21 protein-coding genes are annotated in these 23,224 nt (G+C 73.0%); 11 read left to right on the top strand and 10 right to left on the bottom strand.

Features of this window, described 5'->3' with window-relative positions:
- Positions 1 to 41: 41 nt before the first annotated feature.
- Positions 42 to 1,094 carry a sensor histidine kinase gene (locus ACIA8R_RS15425; protein WP_397038822.1) on the top strand — a complete coding sequence of 351 codons (1,053 nt, stop codon included), beginning with the start codon at positions 42 to 44 and terminating at the stop codon, positions 1,092 to 1,094.
- A gap of 43 nt (positions 1,095 to 1,137) precedes the next feature.
- Positions 1,138 to 1,743: a response regulator transcription factor gene (locus tag ACIA8R_RS15420; protein ID WP_357700798.1), complete on the top strand. Its 606-nt coding sequence runs from the start codon at positions 1,138 to 1,140 to the stop codon at positions 1,741 to 1,743.
- Here ACIA8R_RS15420 and npdG read toward each other — a convergent pair.
- The gene (npdG, locus tag ACIA8R_RS15415) at positions 1,740 to 2,393 is read right to left on the bottom strand and encodes an NADPH-dependent F420 reductase (protein WP_221761998.1); all 654 of its coding nucleotides are present in this window, start codon (positions 2,391 to 2,393) and stop codon (positions 1,740 to 1,742) included. The genes ACIA8R_RS15420 and npdG overlap by 4 nt on opposite strands.
- Before the next feature lie 111 nt (positions 2,394 to 2,504).
- Between npdG and ACIA8R_RS15410 the strand changes: the two genes are divergently transcribed.
- The gene (locus tag ACIA8R_RS15410; protein ID WP_357700800.1) at positions 2,505 to 3,083 is read left to right on the top strand and encodes a hypothetical protein; all 579 of its coding nucleotides are present in this window, start codon (positions 2,505 to 2,507) and stop codon (positions 3,081 to 3,083) included.
- Positions 3,084 to 3,129: 46 nt separating this feature from the next.
- Here ACIA8R_RS15410 and ACIA8R_RS15405 read toward each other — a convergent pair whose 3' ends face one another.
- Positions 3,130 to 3,345: a hypothetical protein gene (locus tag ACIA8R_RS15405; RefSeq protein ID WP_397038819.1), complete on the bottom strand. Its 216-nt coding sequence runs from the start codon at positions 3,343 to 3,345 to the stop codon at positions 3,130 to 3,132.
- Positions 3,297 to 4,070 (bottom strand): LysR family transcriptional regulator, encoded by a 774-nt coding sequence (locus ACIA8R_RS15400; protein ID WP_397038817.1) that lies wholly within the window; start codon positions 4,068 to 4,070, stop codon positions 3,297 to 3,299. Before ACIA8R_RS15400 ends, ACIA8R_RS15405 begins: the two co-directional genes overlap by 49 nt.
- Before the next feature lie 73 nt (positions 4,071 to 4,143).
- Here ACIA8R_RS15400 and ACIA8R_RS15395 point away from each other — a divergent pair, with 73 nt between their 5' ends.
- Together ACIA8R_RS15395 and ACIA8R_RS15390 are read left to right on the top strand one after the other, a co-directional pair.
- On the top strand, positions 4,144 to 4,395 hold the full coding sequence (locus ACIA8R_RS15395) for a hypothetical protein (RefSeq protein WP_357700804.1): 252 nt from the start codon (positions 4,144 to 4,146) through the stop codon (positions 4,393 to 4,395).
- Entirely contained in the window at positions 4,392 to 5,039 is a 648-nt protein-coding gene (locus ACIA8R_RS15390; RefSeq protein ID WP_364104330.1) for a cyclase family protein, read from the top strand. Before ACIA8R_RS15395 ends, ACIA8R_RS15390 begins: the two co-directional genes overlap by 4 nt.
- A 7-nt stretch (positions 5,040 to 5,046) precedes the next feature.
- Here the strand turns inward: ACIA8R_RS15390 and ACIA8R_RS15385 are convergent, their stop codons facing one another.
- Positions 5,047 to 5,223 carry a hypothetical protein gene (locus ACIA8R_RS15385; RefSeq protein ID WP_357700991.1) on the bottom strand — a complete coding sequence of 59 codons (177 nt, stop codon included), beginning with the start codon at positions 5,221 to 5,223 and terminating at the stop codon, positions 5,047 to 5,049.
- Positions 5,224 to 5,255: 32 nt separating this feature from the next.
- On the opposite strand from ACIA8R_RS15385, the gene map reads away from it, so the two are divergent.
- A complete protein-coding gene (gene map, locus ACIA8R_RS15380) occupies positions 5,256 to 6,104 on the top strand; it encodes a type I methionyl aminopeptidase (protein WP_397038814.1) in 849 nt (282 codons plus the stop codon).
- A gap of 33 nt (positions 6,105 to 6,137) precedes the next feature.
- On the opposite strand, the gene ACIA8R_RS15375 is transcribed toward map, so the two are convergent.
- The 4 genes from ACIA8R_RS15375 to ACIA8R_RS15360 form a co-directional block, all read right to left on the bottom strand.
- Positions 6,138 to 6,527 (bottom strand): sensor histidine kinase, encoded by a 390-nt coding sequence (locus tag ACIA8R_RS15375; RefSeq protein ID WP_397038812.1) that lies wholly within the window; start codon positions 6,525 to 6,527, stop codon positions 6,138 to 6,140.
- A 205-nt stretch (positions 6,528 to 6,732) separates the two neighbouring features.
- Positions 6,733 to 8,709: a cytochrome c oxidase assembly protein gene (locus ACIA8R_RS15370; RefSeq protein ID WP_357700812.1), complete on the bottom strand. Its 1,977-nt coding sequence runs from the start codon at positions 8,707 to 8,709 to the stop codon at positions 6,733 to 6,735.
- The gene (locus tag ACIA8R_RS15365) at positions 8,706 to 9,305 is read right to left on the bottom strand and encodes a copper resistance protein CopC (RefSeq protein WP_397038810.1); all 600 of its coding nucleotides are present in this window, start codon (positions 9,303 to 9,305) and stop codon (positions 8,706 to 8,708) included. The genes ACIA8R_RS15370 and ACIA8R_RS15365 overlap by 4 nt, the downstream gene beginning before the upstream one ends.
- Before the next feature lie 44 nt (positions 9,306 to 9,349).
- A complete protein-coding gene (locus tag ACIA8R_RS15360) occupies positions 9,350 to 10,633 on the bottom strand; it encodes a helix-turn-helix transcriptional regulator (protein WP_364104342.1) in 1,284 nt (427 codons plus the stop codon).
- A gap of 452 nt (positions 10,634 to 11,085) precedes the next feature.
- Between ACIA8R_RS15360 and ACIA8R_RS15355 the strand changes: the two genes are divergently transcribed.
- Together ACIA8R_RS15355 and ACIA8R_RS15350 are read left to right on the top strand one after the other, a co-directional pair.
- Positions 11,086 to 13,884 carry a BTAD domain-containing putative transcriptional regulator gene (locus ACIA8R_RS15355; RefSeq protein WP_397038808.1) on the top strand — a complete coding sequence of 933 codons (2,799 nt, stop codon included), beginning with the start codon at positions 11,086 to 11,088 and terminating at the stop codon, positions 13,882 to 13,884.
- The gene (locus ACIA8R_RS15350) at positions 13,881 to 16,691 is read left to right on the top strand and encodes a BTAD domain-containing putative transcriptional regulator (protein WP_397038806.1); all 2,811 of its coding nucleotides are present in this window, start codon (positions 13,881 to 13,883) and stop codon (positions 16,689 to 16,691) included. The genes ACIA8R_RS15355 and ACIA8R_RS15350 overlap by 4 nt, the downstream gene beginning before the upstream one ends.
- A gap of 2 nt (positions 16,692 to 16,693) precedes the next feature.
- Here the strand turns inward: ACIA8R_RS15350 and ACIA8R_RS15345 are convergent, their stop codons facing one another.
- On the bottom strand, positions 16,694 to 18,223 hold the full coding sequence (locus tag ACIA8R_RS15345; RefSeq protein ID WP_364104351.1) for a helix-turn-helix domain-containing protein: 1,530 nt from the start codon (positions 18,221 to 18,223) through the stop codon (positions 16,694 to 16,696).
- Positions 18,224 to 18,318: 95 nt separating this feature from the next.
- Here ACIA8R_RS15345 and ACIA8R_RS15340 point away from each other — a divergent pair, with 95 nt between their 5' ends.
- The 3 genes from ACIA8R_RS15340 to ACIA8R_RS15330 are packed head-to-tail and all read left to right on the top strand — an operon-like array spanning position 18,319 to position 22,191.
- Positions 18,319 to 20,532 carry a xanthine dehydrogenase family protein molybdopterin-binding subunit gene (locus ACIA8R_RS15340; RefSeq protein WP_397038804.1) on the top strand — a complete coding sequence of 738 codons (2,214 nt, stop codon included), beginning with the start codon at positions 18,319 to 18,321 and terminating at the stop codon, positions 20,530 to 20,532.
- Positions 20,516 to 20,749: an EF-hand domain-containing protein gene (locus tag ACIA8R_RS15335; RefSeq protein ID WP_357700825.1), complete on the top strand. Its 234-nt coding sequence runs from the start codon at positions 20,516 to 20,518 to the stop codon at positions 20,747 to 20,749. The genes ACIA8R_RS15340 and ACIA8R_RS15335 overlap by 17 nt, the downstream gene beginning before the upstream one ends.
- A 59-nt stretch (positions 20,750 to 20,808) precedes the next feature.
- On the top strand, positions 20,809 to 22,191 hold the full coding sequence (locus ACIA8R_RS15330; RefSeq protein WP_357700827.1) for an NCS2 family permease: 1,383 nt from the start codon (positions 20,809 to 20,811) through the stop codon (positions 22,189 to 22,191).
- Here the strand turns inward: ACIA8R_RS15330 and ACIA8R_RS15325 are convergent.
- On the bottom strand, positions 22,188 to 23,129 hold the full coding sequence (locus tag ACIA8R_RS15325; protein WP_397038801.1) for an excalibur calcium-binding domain-containing protein: 942 nt from the start codon (positions 23,127 to 23,129) through the stop codon (positions 22,188 to 22,190). The two genes, ACIA8R_RS15330 and ACIA8R_RS15325, sit on opposite strands and share 4 nt — an antisense overlap.
- Between the last annotated feature and the right edge of the window lie 95 nt (positions 23,130 to 23,224).

The raw sequence follows: 23,224 nt of genomic DNA, 5'->3' as shown, positions 1-23,224 counted from the left end.
CAGCTGTGGTGGTCTCGTCCTCTGCGCAGAGGCTCGCGCGCGTGCTCATCACGGGCGTCTCGGTCGTCTACTCGCTCATCGGGCTGGTCTACTTCATGGGCGGCCCGGCGATCGGGCTGCTCGCGGCGGCCGTGATGGTCGCCGTCGTCTCCACCCACTACGTCAACATGCGGGCCGCCCTGCGCGGCGGGCGCCCGCCCCTGTTCCCCGCCACGCTGGCGCTCCAGGCCGTCGTCACCTACGCGGGCGACCACCTGCTGCCGAGCGGGTGGTCGTCGATCGCCGCCCCGCTGCTGGCCGGGACCCTGCTGGTGTTCCTCGCGCTGCGCTGGGCCGTGCCGCTGGTCGTCCTCATGATGGTGTACGAGGGCGCCACCATGTGGATCGGCCCCTATTACGCCGTGATCACCCTGTTCTACGTGATCGCCATCCCCATCACCGGCTCGATGATCTACGTCCTGGTGCGGCTCGTCCGCGTCGCCGCCGACCTGGAGGAGGCCAGAGCCGAGCTGGCCGACGCGGCCGTGCTCAAGGAACGCCTGCGCATCTCCCGTGACCTGCACGACGGCCTCGGCCGCAGCCTCACCGCCATCGCGCTCAAGGGCGACCTGGCCGCCCGCCTGATGGACCGCGATCCCGCCTCCGCCCGCGGCGAGGTGGGCGAGCTGGTACGCGTCGCCCGCGAGGCCGCCCAGGACGTCCGCCACGTGGCCCGCGGCTACCGCGCGATGTCGCTGACCGGCGAGACCCACCGCGCGGCCGCGCTGCTGGAGTCGTCGGGCGTGAGCTGCCAGGCGCACCTGGCCGAGGTGACGCTGCCCCGGCGGGCCGAGGAGGCGCTGGCCTGGGGGGTGCGCGAGGCGGTCACCAACGTCCTGCGCCACAGCAGGGCCACCACCTGCACGATCACCACGTCGCTGCGGGAGGGCACGGTCCGCCTGGAGGTGGCCAACGACGGCGCGCCGGGCGCGACGGCCGAGCCGGGCGCCGGCCTGACGGGCCTGGCCGAACGGGCCTCCCAGGCGGGCGGCACCTGCACGGCCGTCCCCACGGACGGCGGCGGCTTCCTGCTGACCATGGAGGTTCCGGCGTGATCCGGATGCCGCTGACGGCGCTGCCGGGCATCGAGGCTCCGGCGTGATCCGGGTGCTGCTGGCCGAGGACATGCACATGATCCGCGCCGCGCTCACCGCCCTGCTCCGGCTGGAGCCGGACATCGAGGTCGTGGCGGAGGTCGTCCGCGGCGACGAGATCGTGCCGGTGGCGCTCGACGTCCGGCCCGACGTGGCGGTCGTGGACATCGACCTGCCGGTCACCGACGGCATCACCGCCGCCGCCGAGCTGCGCGAACGGCTGCCGTCCTGCCGGATCCTGGTGCTCACGGCCATGGGGCAGCCCGGCCACCTGCGCCGGGCGCTGGCCGCGGGCATCGAGGCGTTCCTGGTCAAGGACGCGCCGGGCGAGCGCCTGGCCGAGGCCATCAGGCGCACCGCGGCCGGGCTGCGCGTGCTGGAGAGCGAGCTGGTCTCCTCGGCCATGGAGTACGGCGAGAGCCCGCTCACCCCCCGCGAGACCACCGTACTGAGGCAGGCGGCCAGGGGCGCGACCGCCGAGGAGATCGCCGCCCGCCTGCACCTGTCCCCCGGCACGGTGCGCAACTACCTGACCGCGGCGATCACCAAGACGGGCGCCCGCAACAAGATCGACGCCGTCCGCGTCGCCGAGGACGCGGGCTGGCTCTAGACGTCGGTGACCCGCAGCCCGGCGTGGGCCTTGTAGCGGCGGTTGATCGAGATGAGGTTGGCGGTCAGCGCCTCGACCTGGTGGGCGTTGCGCAGCCGGCCGCCGTAGACGCCGCGCACCCCCGGGATCAGCTCGGCCAGCGCCTGCACGGTGTCGGTGGCCTCGCGGTCGTCACCGAGCACCAGCACGTCGAGGTCGACCTTCTCCACGGCCGGGTCCATCAGCAGCACGGCCGACACGTGGTGGAAGGCCGCCACGACCCGGCTCTCGGTCAGCACCGCCGCGGCCTGCTGGGCGGCGCTGCCCTCCTCCACCGGCAGCGCGTAGGCGCCCTGCTTGTCGAAGCCGAGCGGGTTGACGCAGTCGACCACGATCTTCCCGGCCAGCTCGGCGCGCAGCGACTCCAGCAGCGCCTTGTGCCCCTCGTACGGCACCGCCACGATCACCACGTCGGCCTCGGCCGCCACGTCGGCGTTGGCCCCGCCCCGCGCGCCGGAGCCGATCGAGCCGGCCGCCTCCTGGGCCCGCTCGGCACTGCGCGAGCCGATCAGCACGGTGTGCCCCGCCAGCGCGAACCGCCGCGCCAGCCCCTTCCCCTGGTCACCGGTGCCGCCGAGGATCGCGATGGAAAGCCCGTTCACATCTGTCATGGCTCAGATCATGCCAGCCCCGGCCTTCCGTACGGCGGGCCGGGGCGGGCACCCGCGGCGAATCAGCCACTTCGTCCGCGCTCCTCGTCGCTCCTCGTGCACCATGGAGGCATGGACTCAGGTTCGGTGGCATTCCTGCGCGAGCTCCTGGCCACGACGGGCTGGCTCGAACGCACCCGCGAGCTCGGCCTGGCCCTGCGCACCACCCGCTCACCCGGCGGCCTGCTGCTCGTGGGCCCTCCGGACGACGAGCCCTGGCACGTCACCGCCCACCTCAGCGACGAGGCGAAGTTCTCCGGCCTGCCGCAGCTCTCCCCCACCCTGATCCGCTGGTCGCCGCCCGCCGACGCCCCCGCCCACCTGCGCGTCGGCCTCGACCGCCTGGAGCGGGCGGGCCGCGGCGAGACCCTGTTCGTGCTGTCGGAGCAGGCGGCGCCCGTCCCGCTGCTGGAACGCGTGGACGACGCCCGCCGCACGGGGGCGACCATCCTGGCGATCGAGGGCGCCGACTCCGAGCTGAGCGGGCTGGCCCACGACGCGATCGCCGTGCCGTCCACCGGGCTGATCACCTTCGACGGCGCCCAGCACCTGGTCAGCGCGGCGGCCGGGGAGATCGAGCGGCGCGCTGGGCTGCGCGAGCGCCTGGCCCGCCTGCTGGAGAAGGTCAGCGGCCCCCGCCTGTCGGAATAGGCACGTCGGGGTCAGGGCTGGGCGGCGGAGCCCGGGGCCGCAGAGGTCAGGGGTGGGCGGCGAGGCGGGGGCCCAGGGCCGCCCGCAGGCTCTCGGTGGCCTCCTCGATCGCGCCGATCACCACCGCCTGCACCGGGTCCGGCTCGCCCGACCGCGTCCTGCTCACCCGCGTGACCGCGTCCAGCCGGCGCGCCCCCACCTCCCGCACCTCGCTCACCCGCACCCCGCCCTCCGGCACGTCGAGCAGGGCGAGCGCGGGCACGATCGCCACCCCGTGCCGGCGGCCACCAGCGCGAGCACCGGCGCGAAGTCGGTGACGACGTGCGTCTTGCGCGGCTCGACCCCGTGGATCCCGGCCAGCCGGTCGAGCGCCTGCCCGCACGCCTGGTCCGGCTCGCCGGCCACCCAGGGCAGGCGCATCAGGTCGGCCGTCGACTCCGGCTCGGGCCAGTCCGGCGGCAGCACGACCCGGAACTCGTCCACGTGCAGCGGCCGGACGGTCAGCGACGGCTGCGCGGGGACCGGCAGGCTCATGTCCTGCTCGGTGATGAGCAGGTCCACCGCGCCGAGGCGCAGTTCCTGGAGCGCGGGTTGCCCGTAGACCTCGTGGATGACCGGCGTGATCCGGGGATGGCGCTCGGCCAGGGCGCGCATCGCGGGCACCAGCATGTGCTTGATGGCCGTGGGGAAGGCGGCGATCCGCACCGGCCCGGCCAGGCGTTCGGTGAACCTGGTCAGCTCCTTCCTGGCCTCGCTGAGCTCCTCCTCCACCCGCTCGGCGTATCCGGCCAGGACGCGGCCCGCCGGGGTGAGCGAGACACGGCGCTGGGAGCGGTCGATGAGCGCCAGCCCGACCTCGCGTTCGAGCTGGGCGAGCTGCTGGGAGACCGCGGAGGGGGTCAGGTACAGGGCCTCGGCCGCGCGCATCACGCCGCCGCGCCGGGCGACCTCGTGCAGGACACGCAGGCGCCGAGGATCAATATCCATGCAGGTCAGCTTACGTCCACCTTTAGCTTTCTTTATTTGTGCTTTACGCCCAAAAATCCAGACAATATCGGCCATGGATCTCCTCCTCGACGCCGTCGGCTGGGCCGGAGCCGCCCTGCTGCTGGCCGGGTACGCCCTGGTATCGTCCGCACGGCTGTCCGGCGACGGCGCGACGTACCAGCTGATCAACCTTCTCGGGGCGCTCGGGCTCATGGTCAACAGCGCCTACAACGCCGCCTGGCCCTCCACCGGGCTGAATCTTGTCTGGGCCGCCATCGGGACGGTCGCCCTCGTCAAACTCGCCCGGGTGGGAGCCGCCAAATGATCGTCGAACTCAGCCACCGCATCACCGAGGGCATGACCACCTATCCCGGCGTTCCGGGGCCGACGCTGGGCACGCACCTGAGCAGGGAGGACTCACGCGAGGTGTACGCCCCGGGCACCGAGTTCGAGATCGGCGTCATCACGCTGGCCGCCAACACCGGCACCTACCTCGACACGCCGCACCACCGCTACGCGGGCGGCCAGGACCTGTCGCAGGTGCCGTTGAGCAGGCTGGCCGACCTGCCCGGCCTGCTGGTGCCCGCCGCGGGAGGAGGCCGGGAGGTGGTGCTCGACACCGCGTTCGACGTACGCGGCCGGGCCGTGCTGATCCACACGGGCTGGGACCGCCACTTCGGCACGGACGCCTACGTCCGCGACCACCCGTACCTGGCGCCGGAGTCGGCGGCCTGGCTGGCCGAGCAGGGAGCGGCACTGGTCGGCATCGACTCGCTCAACATCGACGACACCCCGCCGCACGGCGAACGCCCCGCACACACGATCCTGCTGGGAGCGGGGATCCCGCTGGTCGAACACCTGACGGGCCTGTCGGCGCTGCCCGCGGAGGGTTTCAGGTTCCATGCCGCGCCCCCGATGATCGCGGGCATGGGCACCTTCCCGGTACGCGCCTACGCCGTGGTGCCGTAGGCGGGCGTCACTCGTCCTCCTGCTCGGCTTCGTCCCACGCCTTGTTGCGGTCGGCGGCGCGCTGCAACGCGCCCGCCGCCTCCTGCTCCGAGGCGTAGGGACCCATCCGGTCCTTGTTGGGGCAGCCCTGCTCGGGCTCGACCCGCATGTGCTTGAGACAGAACCACCACTGGCCTTCGCTCACGGGGTCAATTCTGCCCCGTAGACTCGTGTTTCATGACGACACTGCTCCAGCCCGGGCGAGTCTCGCCCGTCCGGAAGGTCCCCGCCCACATCGAGCGGCCGGAGTACGTCGGCAAGAAGCGCCCCACGACCGGCGAGTCCGACGTGAAGACCCCCGAGATCATCGAGCGCATGCGGGTGGCCGGCCGCATCGCCGCGCAGGCCCTGGAGGAGGTCGGCCGGCACATCGCCCCCGGCGTCACCACCGACGAGCTCGACCGCATCGGCCACGAGTTCCTGATCGACCACGGCGCCTACCCCAGCACGCTGGGCTACAAGGGCTACCCGAAGTCGCTGTGCACCTCGATCAACGAGGTCATCTGCCACGGCATCCCCGACGACACCGTGCTGCGCGACGGCGACATCGTCAACGTCGACATCACCGCCTACATCGGCGGCGTCCACGGCGACACCGACGCCACCTACCTGGTGGGCGAGGTCGACGAGGAGTCACGCCTGCTGGTCGAGCGCACCCGCGAGGCGATGATGCGGGCCATCAGGGCGGTCGCCCCCGGCCGCCAGCTCAACGTCGTCGGCCGCGTCATCGAGGCGTACGCCAAGCGCTTCGGCTACGGCGTCGTGCGCGACTTCACCGGCCACGGCATCGGCACGAGCTTCCACTCCGGCCTCATGGTCCCCCACTACGACGACCCGTCGCTGCGGGTGGAGCTGGTGCCGGGCATGACGTTCACCATCGAGCCGATGCTCACGCTGGGCACGATCGACTACGACATCTGGCCCGACAAGTGGACCGCGGTGACCAAGGACCGCAAGCGCACGGCCCAGTTCGAGCACACCATCATGGTCACCGAGACGGGCAGCGAGATCCTGACCCTGCCCTGACCTGCCCTGACCTGCCTGGACGGCTCCCGCCGGTCAGGGCCGCCGGGGGATCGCCCCGCTCACCGTCGTGCCCTCGCCGGGCACGGCGTTGACCGACAGGCTGCCGCCGAGCTCGGCGAACGCGGCCCGCATCCGGGCGATCCCGCGCCCCGCGCCGCCCTCGGGAAAGCCCTGGCCGTCGTCGCTGACGGTCAGGCGCAGGCCGCTCGGGCCCGTGGTCACCGCCACCGCGACCGTGCGGGCCCGGCTGTGGCGCTCGACGTTGGACAACGCCTCCCGCATCGTCTCCATGACGCCGGACGACACCCGCGACGGCACGTCCGTCCCGGGCAGCGCCCAGGTCTCGACGGCGATCCCGGTCCGCTCCGACCACTGCGCCAGAAGGCTTTCGAGCGCCTCGGCCAGGCTCTGCCCCCCGCGCATGCGTGTCTCTTCCGCCAATGGTTTCGCCTTCCTCGGCACCCCGGGCCCGCGCCGGTCCCCACTCCGGCGCCCCGCACGCGTCGCGCAATCCCCCCTCAAGGCTGCGCACGCTAGCTGATGAGGTTATGCCCATCTCCCCTGTGAGACAGGCTACCTGGCGGTCCTGAGACCCGTGGTGGGAGGATAGGGTGCCGTGGCCGAACCGCTACTCGCCCTTGTCAGCGCGGTTGAGGCGGGCGAGATAGGCGTTGTAGGAGTCGAGTTCGGTGTCGCCCGCGCCGCCCCGGTCGGCCTTGCGGTCGGTGCGCCGGGCCTGCCGCTCGTCGTCGCGGTACCACTGCGCGGCGATGGCCAGCAGCACGAGCAACGTCGGGATCTCGCCGAAGCCCCACGCGATGGCCCCGCCGTCCTGCTGGGTCTGCAGGAGGTTGTCGCCCCACGTACGGCCGAGCTGCTCGTACCAGCCGGAGGCGATCACCGAGCCGGTCATCATCAGCGCGACGCCGAAGAAGGCGTGGAAGGGCATGGTGACGAAGAGCATCAGCAGCCGGCCGACGTACGGGAGCCTGCTCGGCCCCGGGTCGACGCCGATGATCACCCAGAAGAACAGGGAGCCGCTGAGCAGGAAGTGGAGCGTCATCCAGATGTGCCCCAGATGCTCTTGCATGGCCGACTCGAACAGCGGCGTGAAGTAGAGGGCGTACGTGGAGGCGACGAAGATGGCCGTCGCCACGACCGGATGGGACAGGACCTTGACCACCCGGCTGTGCAGGATGGTCGTGATCCACTCCCGGGGCCCCCTGTCGCCCCGCTTGGCCGCCGGCTTGATCGCCCGCAGCGCCAGCGTGACCGGGCCGCCGAGGACCAGGAAGATCGGCACGATCATGGAGAGCGTCATGTGCTCGATCATGTGGACGTCGAACAGGACCTTGGCGTAGCGGGCCAGGCCGCTCTGCGTGGCGAACACCAGCAGCGCGATGCCGATGAACCAGGCGGCCGTGCGCCCCCACGGCCAGGAGTCTCCCCGCCGCATCAGCCGGTAGACGCCGGCGCCGTAGAGCCCGGCGAGCACGGCGGCCACCGCCGCGAAGAACAGGTCGAACCACCACAGCGAGAACACGTTCGCGAGCGTGAGCTCCGGCGGGAGGGGGAAGCCGAGCAGATCGAAGGCCCGGTCGGCGGGCACGCTGAACTCGGGGGGCGGCGTGCGCGACAGCGCGACGGCCAGCCCGACGGTGGCCAGCATGAGCAGCGTCTCGCCGCCGGCCAGCCGGGTGAACGCCCTGGGCCGGCCGGCCTCCAGGTCGACGAGCGTGCGCTGCCGGTGCCAGTAGCCGACGTAGCCGAGCAGCACGAAGGCGACGATCTTGGCGAGGGCCAGCAGGCCGTACTGGGTGGTCCACAAGTCGGACACCGCGCCGAGCCGGGCGACCAGGCTGAACACGCCGGACAGGCCGACCGCGACGAAGCACCACAGCGCCATCGCGGAGAACCGGGCGGCGGCCACGGTGAGCTGCGGCTGCCCGCGCACCGCGTGCGCGGCCAGCACGACCAGGCCGCCCACCCACAGGGCGAGCGCGAGCAGGTGCAGCGACACCGCCGAGGTGGCCAGGTCGTGGTTGGGCGAGGAGGAGGTGTGGCCGGTCAGCGGCGCAGGCAACATCGTCACCAGCGCGAACACCAGCAGGCCGGCCGCGGCCCCGGCGGTGATCGCGCCGCGCGAGAACAGCGCGATGGCCACCCCGAACAGCACCACCAGCGTGAGCGCCACGCCCTGGGTGGTCTGGGTGGCGGTGCTGGTCAGGTATTCCCTGTTGAGGATCTGCGGGACCGTACGGCCCCAGGAGTCGGCCGTGGAGAACACGATGGCCAGGAACGCCGACCCGGCCCAGGCGAGCGCCGTCCAGGACGCGGCCTTGACGTAGAGGAGGCCCGGCTTGCCGAGCATGCCCTTGTCGTTGGGCAGCAGCAGGGCGGCCGTCAGCAGCAGGCCGACGGTGAGCACGCCGGTGACGTCCATCAGCAGCTTGGACAGCGGCAGGCCCCATCTGACCACCGCCCCGGCGTCGGGCAGCCCGGGGATGATCCGGGGGAAGGCCCGGCCTCCGGCGATCATGCCGATCACCAGGGCGGCGACCGCGGCGACCGCACCCGCGAGCGCGAGACGCGCCGTTCTGCTCATGGCTTCTTCTTCCGCGCGCTGAACAGGAACCCGATGCCGATGCCGACCAGTGCGCCGATCACAATGACCAGCCAGGTCGGGAAGCCGCCCTGCTGCGTGGCCGCCGCCTGGTCGGCCTCGGCCGCCGGTGCGGCCGCCGCGGCGGTGGAGGGCGCGGGGGCGGCGGTGGAGGGCGCGGCCGTACTCGAATCGGTGCTCGAATCGGTGGCCGACGCGCTCGGGGAGGGCGCCGGGGCCCCCTCGACCGTGAAGGGGATCTCGCCCTCCAGCGGGTGCCCGTCGGAGGAGACGACCCGGTAGGCGATGGTGTACTTCCCGTCCGGCAGCGGCCCCTTGACCGCCTGCCGCACCACCGCGCCGTCGAGCTCCGGCTTGCCCTCCTGGAAGACGGCCTCGCCCGCGCCCCGGACGATGACGAACGGCATGCGCACCTTGGCGGTGAACTCCAGCCTGACCTCGTCGAGAGCCTCGACCTTGGCGCCCTTGGCCGGGTCGCTGGTCTTGAGTGAGTCGTGGGCCAGCGCCGGCGTGGCGGTGCCGAGCACGAACAGGGCGGCGAGAATCGCGGTGAGTGCCGCGAGCGGGGAACTCTTCATGGCATCACCAAGGCTACCGACGCCACCGCCCGGTCCTGACCTCGCTATAGACCCGCGCAGGCGAGTGCCCGCTGGTAGGCGTCGACGGCGCCGTCGGAGTCGCCCAGTTTCTCCATCGTCTCGGCGGTGGCGTACCAGGTGGAGGCCGACCGGCGCGACTCGGGCAACGGCGCCAGCGACTCCCGTACGGAGGACAGGTGCCGTTCGGCCTGGTCCATCCGGCCGACCGAGCCGTAGACCCAGCCGAGCAGGAGGTCCGCCTCGGCCCTGAGCGCCATGCCGGTGTTGGGCAGCAGCGCCCGGCCCCTGCTCGCGTGCTCCACGGAGTCGCCGAGGTCGCCGGTCACGCACTCGGCACGGGCCAGCTCCACGAGGACCCGCGCCCGTTCGACGGTGCTGGTGGCGGTCTGCTCGAACTCCACGACCGCTCCGCGCAGCACGTCGCGCACGGCCGCGGCCTCTTCGGGACGGGCCAGCAGCCGCTTGCGGGCCAGCGCGAGCCGCATCCTGGCGACGCTGCCCGGCTGCCCGGTCTCCAGCTGCACGGCCATGGCCCGCTCGGCGAAGGACAGCGCCTCCTCGGCGTGCCCGGTGGCGGAGGCGGTGTTGGAGGCCTGCCAGTTGGCCGCCACGACGGAGCGGGGGGTGCCGAGGGCGTCGGCGGCGTTGAGCAGCTCCGCGGCGAACTGCCGGGCGCGCAGCAGGTCGCCGCGCTCCCGGTACGCCGCGAGCAACCCGGCGCCCAGCTCGACCAGCAGATCGTTCCACGCGGGCCGGGTGCTGCTGCTCAGCATCTGCTCGGCGACCTCGACCGCCTCGGTGAGCCGCTCGCTCTCCCGGTAGGCCCGGCACAGGCTCGTGGCGATCTCGATGCGGCGGTCGGAGGACACCTCCTCCTCCGACAGCCGGAGCAGGATGGCGATCGCGCCGTCGAAGTCGCCGCTGGCGTGGGTGGCGAACGCGAGCCCGAACTCGGTCTCTTGACGGAGGGCCGTCAAGCCTGTCAGGTTGTTGTTCGCCAGCAGCTCGGTGTAGCGGGTGCGGGCCTCGGAGATCTCACCGTTCTCCAGCGCCAGGCGCGCGTAGCCGAGGGCCAGCTCGATGTCCTCCATCTGCTCGGCGGTCACGCCGTTGATCAGATAGGACAGCGAGCAGTCCAGTTTCTGCGCCAGCAGCTCCAGGACCGCAGGGGTCGGGGTACGCTTGCCACTCTCGATCAAGGAGACGTAGCTGTCCGACAACTCTGGGTGCGCCAACTGGGCCTGGGACAGGCCACGTTGCCGCCGAACGGTCTTGATGCGGAGTCCGACCAGGTCAGAAGTGGTCACAGTCGTTGCTCCCTGAGAGGATGAGGTCCGAGCAACCCCACATAGGCGAGGGAGAACCCCCCATGCGCATGCGTATTGCCCTGTCGGCGCTAGTCACCGTGGTTGTCGCCTTGGTGACTGTTGGAGGCAATGTTACGGCCGCACAGGCTTCGACGTCTGCCCTCACTTCGTTCCAGGACGACCAGGACTGCTGCTGACACAATCCGCAAGAGGGGGTACAGGGTACGTCTGGGCTCAGAACCGCACCTGGCCCGTAGGCGTGTACTCACCGGCAAACAGGGGGCAACCCGGCCCCCGAAACTCCTGGATGTGCCCCCTCTTCCGGCATCTGGCGGCGAGCCTACCGGACGCCGTCTACATTTGATCTACAGTCGCCCATCCGCTTTACCGCCCGTCAAATGTGATTACGCTGCCCTGTTAAGGGGGGCGTGGGGCCCAAGCGGGGAGGACGCGTGAGCGACGACATCTACATTCGCCTTCTCGGCACCGTGCGCGCCGAACGCGCGTTCCAGCCCCTCGATCTCGGCCCGGCCCGGCAGCGCGCCGCCCTGGCCGTCCTCGCCTCGGCCGCCGCCCGGCCCGTCCCGATGAGGCGGCTCGTCGACGAGGTGTGGGGCGACGAACCGCCGCGCAACGCCGAGCAGAGCGTCTACACCTATGTCGCCGGCCTGCGCCGCGCCTTCGAGCCCGACCGCGGGCGGCGGGCACCGTCGCGGCTGCTGGCGGGCACCGACGCGGGATACGTCTTCGACATCAAGCCCGGACAGGTCGACTCCCTCCGCTTCGCCGCGCGGCTCGACGACGCCCTGCTGTGCCGGCGCGACGGCGACGACCGCCGGGCGGTGCAGATCCTGGACGAGGCCCTGGCGATGTGGCGCGGCACCGCGCTGAGCGGCCTGACCGGCCCGTTCGCCGAGCGGGAGCGCTCCCGCTTGGAGCTGTTACGCCTGACCGCGCTGGAGCAGCGCTACGAGAGCCTGTTACATCTGGGCCGCCACCACGAGATCACCGACGACCTGCGCGACCTGACCGTCCGCCATCCGTTACGCGAACGCGCCCGCGAGCTGCTCATGCTGGCCCTCTACCGGTCGGGCCGTCAGGCCGAGGCGCTGGAGGTCTACGACGAGGGCCGGGTCCTGCTCCTGGAGGAGCTGGGCCTGACGCCGGGCGAGGGGTTACGCAAGTGTCACCAACTGGTGCTGCGCGGGGAGTCCTGGCCCTGGCCCGGTGACGGCGTGCCGCACCAGCTCCCGCGCCACCTGGCCGGGTTCGTGGGCCGCTCGCGCGAGCTGGAGGAGCTGGAGAGGCGGCTGGCCCCGGGCGAAGGGCGTCCGCCGACGCCGCTGGTGATCGTCTCAGGGCCGCCGGGCGTCGGGAAGTCGGCGCTGGCCGCCCAGGCCGCCCACCTGGTGCAGGACCGTTTCCCCGACGGCCAGCTGTTCGTCAACTGCCGCGGCGCGACGCCGGAGCTGCCCGCGCTGACCGCGCTCGACGTGCTCGGCCGGTTCCTGCGGGGGCTGGGGGTGGCGGCCGACGCCGTACCCGCCGACCTGGACGAGGCGGCGGCGATGTGGCGCAGCCTCCTGCACGGCCGCCGGATCCTCGTCCTGCTGGACGACGCCGCCGACCTGGCGCAGATCCGCCCGCTGCTGTCCACCCCCTTCGGCACCGCGCTGCTGGTGACCGGCCGCGAGAGCATGACCTGGGGCGAGGACTCCTACCAGCTCGAACTCGGCCGGATGTCCCAGGCCGAGTCGGCCGCGATGCTGGCCGGGCTGGCCGGCGAGGAGCGCGTGCGGGCCGGCGCGGACGACACCGCCGAGCTCGTACGGCTCTGCGAGGGCCTGCCGCTGGCGCTGCGCATCGCGGGGGCCCGCCTGGCCAGCCGCCCCGACTGGACCGTCGCCACGATGGCCGGCCGGCTGGGCGACGAACGGCGGCGGCTGCACGAGCTCGTGGCCGGCGACCTGGCCGTCCGCGCCGGTCTGGCGGCGAGCCTCACCGCGCTCGAACGCAGCCCGCGCCCCCTCGACCGGCTGGCCGCCCGCACGCTGTCCCTGCTGGGCCTGCTGCACGTGCCGGAGATCACCGCCGAGGCCGCCGCCGCGCTGCTCGACGCCGATCCCGCCGACGCCGACCTGGCCCTGGAGCGGCTGACCGACGCGCACCTGCTGGACCGTCCCCGGCCGGGCCACTACCAGCTCCACGACCTCGTCCGCCTGTTCGCGGGCGAGCTGCGTCCCCCCGACTCCAAGAAGCCGGTGCTGCGGGCGGTCGCGTACTACGCGGCCTCCGCCCGGCTGGCCGGCAGTGTCATGGACCCGCACCGCGTGCTGCGCGGCCCGGCTCCCGAGGCGGCCGCGCACCTGGTCGCCGGTCAGGAGGAGGCGACGGCCTGGTTGCAGGAGGAGGAGGGCGTGCTGGAGGCCGCGGCCCGCCAGGCGCTCGCCGCCCAGGACGACGACATCGCCGCGATGGGGGTCGCGCTCACCCTCGCCCTGGAATGGCCCTGCCAGCGGAGCTTTCGGACGCGGGAGATGATCGAGCTCAGCTCGGCGGCGCTGGAGGTGTGCGAACGGCTCGGCGACCTGGAGGGCATGATGCACACCCGGGGCCTGCTCGCCAACACCCTGCGCATGCGGGGGCGGCACGAGGAGGCCGTCGAGCACCTGCGGGCCGAACTGGCCCTGGCCAGACGGCTCGGCGACGCCTTCTCCGAGCAGCGCGCGCTGGGCAACCTCGCCAACACGTACGTCAACGACGGCCAGTACGAGCAGGCGATCGTCCTGGCCGAACAGCAGCTCGCGATCGCCGACCTCATCGGCGCGCGGGTGGGCGCCCGGTACGCCATGCTCGTCATCGGCGAGGCCCACCAGGCCCGCGGCCGGGCGGAGGAGGCCCACAAGATCCTCACCCAGGCTTTGGCCGAGGCCGAAGAGGTGGGCGACCGGACGCACCAGGCGCAGCTGCGCGCGGTCCTCGGCGGGGTGCACCTCGGCCGGGGCGAGCCGGAGCACGCCCTGCCCCACTACCTCATCGCCCTGGAGCTGATCGAGCGGGCCGGCTACCGGGTGGGACGGCTGCGCGACCTGGTCGGGCTGTCGCGCACGTACCGGGCCATGGGCGAGCTCGACCTGGCGCTGGCCCACGTCACCGAGGCGGTGGCCGGGGCCGACGGGCTGGCGGAGTGGGAGACGGAGGCCAGGGAAGAGCAGGCCGCCGTGCACGAGGCCCTCGCGAGGTGCCGATGACCGACGGCATCGGCATCCGCCTGCTCGGCCCGGTGACCGCTGTGCTCGACGGCGAGCAGGCCGACCTCGGGCCCGCGCGGCAGCGCGCGGTCCTCGCGATGCTGGCCTCTCCCCCGGGCCGGGTCGTCACGATGAGGCAGTTCCTGGAGGGCCTGTGGGGCGAGCGTCCGCCCGCCAGCGCCGAGCAGAGCGTCTACACGTACGTGGCGGGGCTGCGGCGGGCGCTGGAACCGGGGCGCGAGCCCGGCCGGCGTTCGACGGTCCTCGTCGGGGAGTCCGGCGGATACCGGCTCCTGCTCTCTCCGCGCCAGGTGGACTCCTGCCTGTTCACAGAGCTGCTGGACGAGGCGCGCCTCCTCGGCGACACCCGCGGCGAGGACGCCCTGCGCGTGCTGGACCAGGCGCTGGCCCTGTGGCACGGCGTGGCCCTGAGCGGCCTGGCCGGTCCCTTCGCCGAGGCCGAGCGCGCCCGGCTGGAGGAGCTGTCCCTGAGCGCCTCCGAGGCCCGCGCCGAGACCCTGCTCCGGCTCGCGCGGCACCGCGAGGCCGTCGTCGGTCTACGAGAGCTGGTCGCACGTCATCCGCTGCGGGAGCACCTGCACGAACTGCTCGTCCTGGCGCTGCACGGCGCCGACCGCCAGGCGGACGCGCTGCTGGCCTACGAGAGGGCCAGGCGCACCCTGGACGAAGAGCTCGGCGTCCTGCCCGGCGAAGGTCTGCGCGCGGCGCACAGGCTGGTCCTGTCCGGCGGCGACGAGGAGCCCCCGTCCGCCCGTCCCGCCGTGCCCCGGCAGTTGCCGCGCGATCTCATCGGGTTCGTCGGCCGGTCCCAGGAGGTGGCCCGGCTGAGGTCGCTGCTGGCGCCGCAGGACGGGCCGCCCCATCCCGTCGTCGCCGTCTCCGGGCCGCCGGGGGTGGGCAAGTCGGCGCTCGCCGTGCACGTGGGGCATATGGTCGAGGACCGGTTCCCGGACGGGCAGCTCGCCATCGGCCTGCGCGGCGGCACGCCGGGCGTCGCGCCGATGCCGGCGCACGAGATCGCCGCACGGCTGCTGCGCGGGATCGGCGCCTCGAACGCGGACATCCCCGTCGACGTGGACGAGGCGGCGGCGATGTGGCGCAGCAGGCTGCACGGCAGGAAGCTGCTGGTGCTCCTGGACGACGCGGCCGGCCTGGCGCAGATCAGGCCGTTCCTCGGCACGCCGCTGGGCGTGACGGTGCTCGTGACCAGCAGGGAGTCCTTCACGGCGGGCGACGACTGCGTGCAGCTGCGGCTCCGTCCGCTGCCCGGGCCCGAGGCCGCGGCCATGCTGTCCACCCTGGCCGGCGACGAGCGGGTGTCGGCCGACGCCGGCCACACCGCCGCCCTGGTGGGCCTGTGCGACGGCCTCCCGCTCGCGCTGCGGATCGCGGGCGCGCGCCTGGCCGACCACCCCGAGTGGACCGTGGGCACGCTGGCCTCGCGGCTGACGGACGAACGCGACCGGCTGCGTGAGCTGACCGCCGGCGACCTGGCCGTCCGTTCCAGCCTCAGCGGCAGCCACACCGGGCTGGCGACGAGCCCGCGTCCCCTCGACCGGCTGGCCGCGGACGCCCTGCCGCTGCTGAGCCTGCTGAACGTGCCGGACGTCACCCTGGAGGTGGCGGCGACGCTGCTCGGCACAGCGGTGGAGGAGGCGCGGCGGGCGCTCGACCGGCTGGCCGACGCGCACCTGGTCGAGGAGTCCGAACCGGGCCGGTACCAGTTGCACGACCTCGTCAGGCTCTTCGCCGGCGAGCTGCGCCCCGAGGACTGGAAACCGCCCGTCATGCGGGCGCTGGCCTACTTCGCCGCGTCCGCGCGGCTGGCCAGCGTCGTCGTCGACCCGCATCGGGTGCAGCTCGCCCGGCACGTGGACGGCCCGGCGCACGAGTTCTCGACCGCCGAGGAGGCGCAGGGCTGGTTGCTCCAGGAGGCGCACGTCCTGAACGCGGCGGCCGTCCAGGCGCTGGGCTCGGCCGACGACGAGATCGCGGAGCTGGGCGTGACGCTGGCCTTCGCGCTCCTGTGGCACCAGCAGCGGGTCCACGACGGCCACGACATGCTCACGCTCAACACCATGGCGCTGCGGGTGTGCGAACGGCTGGGCGACGACGCCGGCGCGCAGATCGCCCACGGCCACGTCGCCAACGGGCTGCGTCTGACGGGGCGTCCTGAGGAGGGGATCCCCCACCTGGAGGCCGAGCTGGCCATCGCGACGCGGCTCGGCGACGGCTTCGGGCAGATGCGGGTGCTGGGGAACCTGTCGAACGCCTACGTCGCCAAGCAGCTCTACGAACAGGCGTTGCCCCACGCAGAACAGCAGCTCGCGGTCGCCACGAGCATCGGCTCCCCGGTCGGCGTCCGCTTCGCCTGCCTCATGCTCGGGACGATCCATCAGGGCATGGGCCACCCCGCGCGGGCGCGGGACCCTCTGGAGCGGGCCCTGGCCGCGGCGCGCGAGAGCGGCGACACGACGCATGAGGCTCACGCGCGGGCCATCCTCTCGCAGGTCGTGCTCGACCTGGGCGACCCCGAGCTCTCTCTCGAGCACATGAGCGGGGCGATGAAGCTGCTCGAAAGGACCGGGTACCGGTTCATGGTCGAACGTTTCATCACCATGTCGAGGGCCTGCAGGATGCTCGGCCGGCTGGAGGAGGCGCTGTCCCACGCGACCGGCGCGGTGGCCGACGCGGACTCCTGGGGCAACACCCTGTGGCAGCGGCAGGCCGAGGCCGAGCTGGCGGCCGTGCGGGAGGCGATGGGCGCGGCGGAGCGGGAGGCGTGAGGTCAGCGGGGTGGGGTGGTGTCGCGCAGGGCGAGGAAGAAGTCGACGCGGTCGGACATCGCCGACAGGTCCCTGCCGGTCAGCTCCTCGATCCTGCGGACGCGGTACCGGACCGTGTTGACGTGCACGTGGAGCCGTTCGGCGCAGGCGTTCCAGGAGCCCGAGCAGTCGAGGAAGACGTCGAGCGTGCGTACGAGGCAGGACTGGTGGCGGCGGTCGTAGGCCAGCAGCGGGGACAGCAGCCGGTCGGCGAAGGAGCGGCGCACGTCGCCGGGCACGGTGGCCAGGAGCAGCGCGTGGGTGTAGATCTCGTCGCTGGTGACCACGCCGCCGTCGCGGGCCTCGGCCAGCCGCATGGCGTGCCCGGCCTCCTCCACGCCGCCCTTGAGCGCGGCGGCGCCGGTCAGCGCGCCGCTCAGGCCGACGCTCAGGCGGGTGCCGGGCAGCGCGGCCAGCACGGCGGCCCCGGCCCGTAACCGCGTGGCCAGCTCCCCGGCGGTCCTGCCCCGCAACGCCACCACGGCCACCGCCCCACCGTCGGCCCCCGCGTCACCGCTGCCCGCCGGCACACCCGCGGCGGGGGCGGCCACGGTTTCGCGGGCGAGCAGTTCCTCCACGATCCGGCCGCCGAGCACCGCCGGGGACGGGCCGCGGGCCGCCCCCGGGCGCGGCGCGGTGGCGCTGACCACCGCGTACGGCTCGTCCGCGCCGATCCCGCAGGTGCGCAGCCGGGCGTTGAGCTCGGCCACGTCGGACTCGGCCAGGGCGGCCGCCACGAGCTGCCCGGCCAGGCGGCGCTCGACCCGGCGGCCCTCCTCCAGGCGGCCGCGTTCGAGGGCCACGCAGGCGGCCAGCTCGTAGCCGAGGTCGGCGCGGCCGAGCAGGTCGCCGTCGCAGGCCAGGACCCAGCCGGCCGCCCGGTGCCCGCGGCCGACGGCGAAGAGCGTCGCGCCGCCGGCGAACGCGGGCAGCCGGGACGCGGCCAGGTACGCCCTGGCCAGCCCCACGGGATCGGCGGCCGTACCGACGACCACCTCGCCGGACGCGGACAGGACGGCGCCGGTGACGCCCAGCTCGGCGGCGGTCAGCTCGAACAGCCCGCGCAGGTCGGCGCCCTCGGCCAGAGCCGCCACGAGCCTGCGGTGGCGTCCGAGTGCGTCGCGGGCGTCGCCGGACAACCGGGGCGCGACCAGCTCGGCCAGCGTACGGAAGGAGACCTCGACCGGCACCTCGACCAGCGGCAACCCGGCCCGCCGGCAGGCCGTGACCAGGTCGGCGGGCACGTGCCCGAGCCGGGCCGCGCCCGCGCCCAGGGCGGACACCCCGGCCTCGACCAGGGCGGCCACGAAGCGGGCGGAGTCGGCGGCGGTGTCGCGCCACATCAGCCCGGTCAGCACCAGCTCGCCGCCGGACAGGTAGCGCCCCGGCTCGGGCAGGTCGGTGATGTGAACCATGCCGAACTCGCGCTCCGGGTCGCCGGACAGCAGCCTCAGACCCAGCTCGTCGATCGCCAGCAGGTCACTGATGCGCACTTGGAGGAATATACAAGGCCGTTGTGTCAAGGGATGACCGGGATTTCACGTCATGGGCATAGGAGGGCGGGCCTGGCCGGTGCTCTACTCGGAGGATGACGGAGACGGTCCACTCCACCAGGTCCGAAGGCGTCGGCGGGTCCGAGGGGGTCGGCACGAGCGCGCGGCGGCCGGACGCGGCGCTGAAGGTGACCGGCGAGTTCGCCTACTCCTCCGACCTGTGGCTCGACGGCATGGTGTGGGGCGTGACGCTGCGCAGCCCGCACCCCTCGGCCTGGATCCGCTCGATCGACGTGGGCCCGGCGCTGCGGATCCCCGGCGTGCTGGCCGTCCTGACGCACGAGGACGTGCCCGGCGAGAAGTTCTACGGGCTCGACCACAAGGACCAGCCCGTGCTGGCCATCGACCAGGTCCGGCACCAGGGCGAGCCCGTGGCGCTGGTGGCCGCCGAGCATCCGGAGACCGCGCGCAGGGCGGCAGAGGCCATCGTCGTCGCCTATGAGCCGCGCTCGGCGGTGACCGACCCGCGCGAGTCCCGCGAGTACGTCAGACGCCAGCCGGTGCGCAAGGGCGACACGTTCGAGGCGGAGGTCGTCGTCACCGGCGAGTACGAGGTCGGCATGCAGGACCAGGCGTTCCTCGGCCCGGAGTCGGGGCTCGCGGTCCCGGCCGAGGACGGCGGCGTGGACCTGTTCATCGCCACCCAATGGCTGCACGTGGACCGCGACCAGCTCGCCCCCTGCCTGGGCCTGCCGCCGGAGAAGGTACGGCTGACGCTGTCGGGCGTCGGCGGCGCGTTCGGGGCCCGCGAGGACCTGTCGATGCAGGTGCACGCGTGCATGCTGGCCCTGCGCCTGAACCGCCCTGTCAAGATCGTCTATGGCCGTGAGGAGTCGTTCTTCGGCCACGTGCACCGCCATCCGGCCCGGATGCGCTACGAGCACGGCGCGACCCGCGACGGCCGGCTCGTCTACGTCAAGGCCGACATCCTGCTGGACGGCGGCGCGTACTGCTCCTCCTCCCCCGCCGTGGTCGGCAACGCGGCGTCGCTGGGGGCGGGGCCGTACGAGGTGCCGAACGTGTGGATCGACGCGGTGGGCGTCTACACCAACAACCCGCCGTGCGGGGCGATGCGCGGGTTCGGGGCGGTGCAGGCGTGCTTCGCCTACGAGTCGCAGATGGACCGGCTGGCCGAGGCATGCGGCCTGTCGCCGGTCGAGATCCGGGTGCGCAACGCCGTCTCCCAGGGCTCGGCGCTGGCCACGGGCCAGGTGATCGACTCCCCCGCGCCGCTGGCCGGCATGTTGCGCGAGCTGGAGGCCATGCCGATGCCCGCCGCCCGTACGGAGGCGGATCTGCGGGCGCTGCCGGGCGGCGTCTCCCAGACCACGCACGGCGAGTCGGTGCGGCGCGGCGTCGGCTACGGCGTCGGCCTCAAGAACATCTGCTTCTCCGAGGGCTTCGACGACTACTCCACGGCCAGGGTGCGGGCCGAGCTGGTGGGCGGCGAGCCGCGGGTCACCGTGCACACCGCCGCGGCCGAGATGGGCCAGGGGCTGGTGACCGTCCAGGGCCAGATCGCGCGTACCGAGCTGGGCATCGAGGACGTGACCGTGGCGACCGCCGACACCTCCGTCGGCTCAGCGGGCTCGTCGTCGGCCTCGCGGCAGTCGTACGTGACGGGTGGTGCGGTGAAGGCGGCCTGCGAGGCGGTGCGCGAGCGGTTCAAGGGGCTGCCGCCGCGGGAGGCGCTGGCCAGGTTCGGGACGATCGAGGAGACCCGCGAGTACCGGCACCGGCCCACGTACCCGATGGACCCGGTGACCGGGCAGGGCGACTCGCACACGCAGCTCGCGCTGTGCGTGCACCGCGCGGTGGTGGACGTGGACACCGAGCTGGGGCTGGTCAAGGTCGTGGAGCTGGCCGCGGTGCAGGACGTGGGCCGGATCATGAACCCGCAGGCGCTGGAGGGCCAGATCCACGGCGGCACGGCGCAGGGTCTCGGGCTGGCGCTCATGGAGGAGATCCAGGTACGCGAGGGCCGGGTGCTGAACCCGTCGTTCACCGACTACCTGATCCCCACCATGCTCGACATGCCGCCCATGCAGCTGAAAATCCTGGAAAATCCAGACCCGTCCGCGCCGTACGGCCTCCGCGGCGCCGGCGAGCCGCCCACGCTCTCCTCCACCCCGGCCGTCGTCGCCGCCGTACGCGCCGCCACCGGGCTCCGGTTGACTCGCGTTCCGGTCAGGCCGGAAGATATCGCCTTGTCCAATCACGGGGAGGTATCCGATGGCGAGCGGTCGTGAAGCCGCCGAGGCGGAGTTCAGTCGCTTCGACACCGACGGCGACGGTCTGCTGACCGCGGCCGAGATCAGGCAGGCCAACGAGGCGCTGGGGGTGCACGGCGCGTCCGAGGAGGAGATCGAGGCGTTCATCAAGGCCGCCGACACCGACGGCGACGGCCGGATCGGGCTGGAGGAGTTCGTCGGCCTGGTCGGCCACGGGCGGCACGAGAAAGCGTGATCATGTCCCCCGCCGGGTAGGTGACCCGCACTCCCCTCGATCATGATGAGGGGGACTGCGTGGTGCTCGACAGACTCTTCGAGCTGACCGGGCGGGGGACGACCGTCGGACGCGAGGTCCGCGGCGGCCTGACCACCTTCATGGCGATGGCCTACATCATCCTGCTCAACCCGATCATCCTGGCCGGCGCCAAGGACGTCACCGGCGCCCGGCTGTCCATCGCCGAGCTGACCACCTCGACCGCGCTGGCGGCCGCGATCTCCACGCTGCTCATGGCGTTCGTCGGCAACGCGCCCTTCGCCCTGGCCGCCGGGCTCGGGCTGAACGCGGTGGTCGCCTACCAGGCCGCGCCGCACATGACCTGGCCGCAGGCGATGGGCCTGGTCGTGCTGGAGGGCGCGGTCATCATCGTGCTGGCCGTGACCGGGCTGCGCACCCTGATCATGAACGCGATCCCGCTGGCGCTCAAGCACGCGATCAGCGTCGGGATCGGCCTGTTCATCGCCCTGATCGGCCTGGTGGACGCGGGTTTCGTGGCCCGGGGAAGCGGCACGCCCGTGCAGCTCGGCGCGACCGGCCACCTCACGGGCTGGCCGGTCGCGCTCTTCTGCGCCGGCCTGCTGCTGATGATCGTCCTGTACGTGCGCAGGACCCCGGCCGCCATCCTCATCAGCATCGCGGTCACCGCGGTCCTGGCCGTCCTGGTCAACTCGGTGGTCCCCATCCCGCCCGAGGAGTGGGGCGTGGTGGTCCCGCACATGCCCGAGTCCCTGGTCTCGGCGCCGAGCTTCGGGCTGGTGTGGCAGTTCGACCTGTTCGGCGGGTTCGTCAGGGCGGGCGCGCTGACCGCGACCGTGGTGCTGTTCACGCTGGTGCTGTCGGGCTTCTTCGACGCGATGGGCACGATCATCGGCGTCAGCGACGAGGCCGGGCTGGTGGACCAGGTGGGACGGGTGCCGCGGCTGGGCCGCATCCTCACCGTGGACGGCGTCGCGGGCATGATCGGCGGTTCGGTCAGCGCTTCGGCCAACACCGTCTTCGTCGAGTCGGCGGCCGGTGTGGGAGAGGGGGCGCGCACCGGGCTGGCCAGCGTCGTGACCGGGGCGCTGCTCGGGCTGACGCTGCTGTTCACGCCGATCGCCGCGGTGGTCCCGGCGGCCGCGGCGGCCCCCGCGCTGGTGCTGGTCGGGGCGCTGATGATGACGCAGTCCAAGAACGTGCCGTGGACGGACATCGAGCTGGCCATACCGGCGTTCCTGACGATCGCGCTGATGCCGTTCACGTACTCGATCACGAACGGGGTGGGGGCCGGGGTGATCTCCTACACGCTGATCAAGGCGGCCCGGGGACGCTTCGCGGAGATCCCGTGGCTGTTGTGGGCCGTCTCGCTGGTCTTCCTGGCCTACTTCGGGATCGACGGCCTCCGGGCTCTGTTCGGTTAGCGGATGTCACCGCTGTTGCAGGCCACGCCGTTGCCGTCGAGGTCGGGATACCAGGAGTACTCCTCATGCGTTCCGCGCGTGTAGGGGCCGTCGCCGGCGGCCTGGGCCTCCTTGCAGCTCGCGTAGCGCTTGTCGGGGACGCGCCCGACGCCCGCGGGGGCGGTCGAGCCGGTGGTCGGGCCTGTGGTGGAGCCGGTGGTCGGGCCGGTGGTCGAACCGGTGGTCGAACCGGTGGTCGGACCGGTGGTCACGGTGCCCTGGCCCGTGTCCGCGGGTTGCTGGGGCTGCTGGTCCGTGGCCGGCTGGGACGGCTGGGGCTGCCCGGGCTGCGACGCGGGCGTGCCGAGCATGCGGGTCACCAGCGCGTCGGCGTCCTCCTTGGTGAGGCCCGCGATGCTCAGGCTGTCGCCGTCCATGCTCTGCGTGACGACCGGCGCGGCCAGGACCGTCTTGGGCGTCTGCTCGCCCTCGGGCGCCAGCACGATCGCGAGCTGCCGCTGCGTGGGCTGGAGCTCGTCGATGAGCCGCACCAGCCGGTCCTTGAAGACGGGCGCGACGGCGATGCGCACCGAGTACGAGCCGTCACTGCCCCGGACGGCCTCGATCCGCTGCACGGCGCCGACCGTGACGCCGTCCTCCAGGAGGTAACAGGTGGTCTGCTGCTCGTCGAGCACGGCCGGGTCGCCGGGGCAGGGCGCGGTCTTGGTCTCCTTGACCGGCGCGAAGTGCAGGGGCGTGGCCAGGCGCTGCGGCGGCGCGCCGCCGAGGAGCGGGCTGTTGGGGCTCCTGGTCATCAGGACGGCGACCGTGCCGAGCACGCCCGCGACGGCGACGACGAGCACGAGGGAGACGGTCAGGACGATGGTGGTGAGACGGCTGGCCCTCGGCTCGGCCGGCTCTTCCGGCTCCGCGGGAGGCGCCTCTACCGCTTTGTCCATCGTTGACGACCCCATCCTGACGTTCGGGCTGCCGGTGAGCTTATCGAGGACGGGCAGCAGCGGGGTAATCAGCCGAAAAATCCTCACCTTTCCGT

Source organism: Nonomuraea sp. NPDC051191, assembly GCF_044455665.1.
Classification (GTDB): domain Bacteria; phylum Actinomycetota; class Actinomycetes; order Streptosporangiales; family Streptosporangiaceae; genus Nonomuraea.
Note: the sequence above shows the minus strand (reverse complement) of the source record. Positions and strands in the feature narration are given on the sequence as shown.

Excerpts from the sequence above, each read along its gene's own strand:
- npdG (WP_221761998.1), bottom strand. The coding sequence starts at position 2,393 with ATGACAGATGTGAACGGGCTTTCCATCGCGATCCTCGGCGGCACCGGT.
- ACIA8R_RS15410 (WP_357700800.1), top strand. The coding sequence starts at position 2,505 with ATGGACTCAGGTTCGGTGGCATTCCTGCGCGAGCTCCTGGCCACGACG.
- ACIA8R_RS15400 (WP_397038817.1), bottom strand. The coding sequence starts at position 4,070 with ATGGATATTGATCCTCGGCGCCTGCGTGTCCTGCACGAGGTCGCCCGG.
- ACIA8R_RS15395 (WP_357700804.1), top strand. The coding sequence starts at position 4,144 with ATGGATCTCCTCCTCGACGCCGTCGGCTGGGCCGGAGCCGCCCTGCTG.
- ACIA8R_RS15390 (WP_364104330.1), top strand. The coding sequence starts at position 4,392 with ATGATCGTCGAACTCAGCCACCGCATCACCGAGGGCATGACCACCTAT.
- map (WP_397038814.1), top strand. The coding sequence starts at position 5,256 with ATGACGACACTGCTCCAGCCCGGGCGAGTCTCGCCCGTCCGGAAGGTC.
- ACIA8R_RS15375 (WP_397038812.1), bottom strand. The coding sequence starts at position 6,527 with ATGCGCGGGGGGCAGAGCCTGGCCGAGGCGCTCGAAAGCCTTCTGGCG.
- ACIA8R_RS15370 (WP_357700812.1), bottom strand. The coding sequence starts at position 8,709 with ATGAGCAGAACGGCGCGTCTCGCGCTCGCGGGTGCGGTCGCCGCGGTC.
- ACIA8R_RS15365 (WP_397038810.1), bottom strand. The coding sequence starts at position 9,305 with ATGAAGAGTTCCCCGCTCGCGGCACTCACCGCGATTCTCGCCGCCCTG.
- ACIA8R_RS15350 (WP_397038806.1), top strand. The coding sequence starts at position 13,881 with ATGACCGACGGCATCGGCATCCGCCTGCTCGGCCCGGTGACCGCTGTG.
- ACIA8R_RS15340 (WP_397038804.1), top strand. The coding sequence starts at position 18,319 with ATGACGGAGACGGTCCACTCCACCAGGTCCGAAGGCGTCGGCGGGTCC.
- ACIA8R_RS15335 (WP_357700825.1), top strand. The coding sequence starts at position 20,516 with ATGGCGAGCGGTCGTGAAGCCGCCGAGGCGGAGTTCAGTCGCTTCGAC.
- ACIA8R_RS15325 (WP_397038801.1), bottom strand. The coding sequence starts at position 23,129 with ATGGACAAAGCGGTAGAGGCGCCTCCCGCGGAGCCGGAAGAGCCGGCC.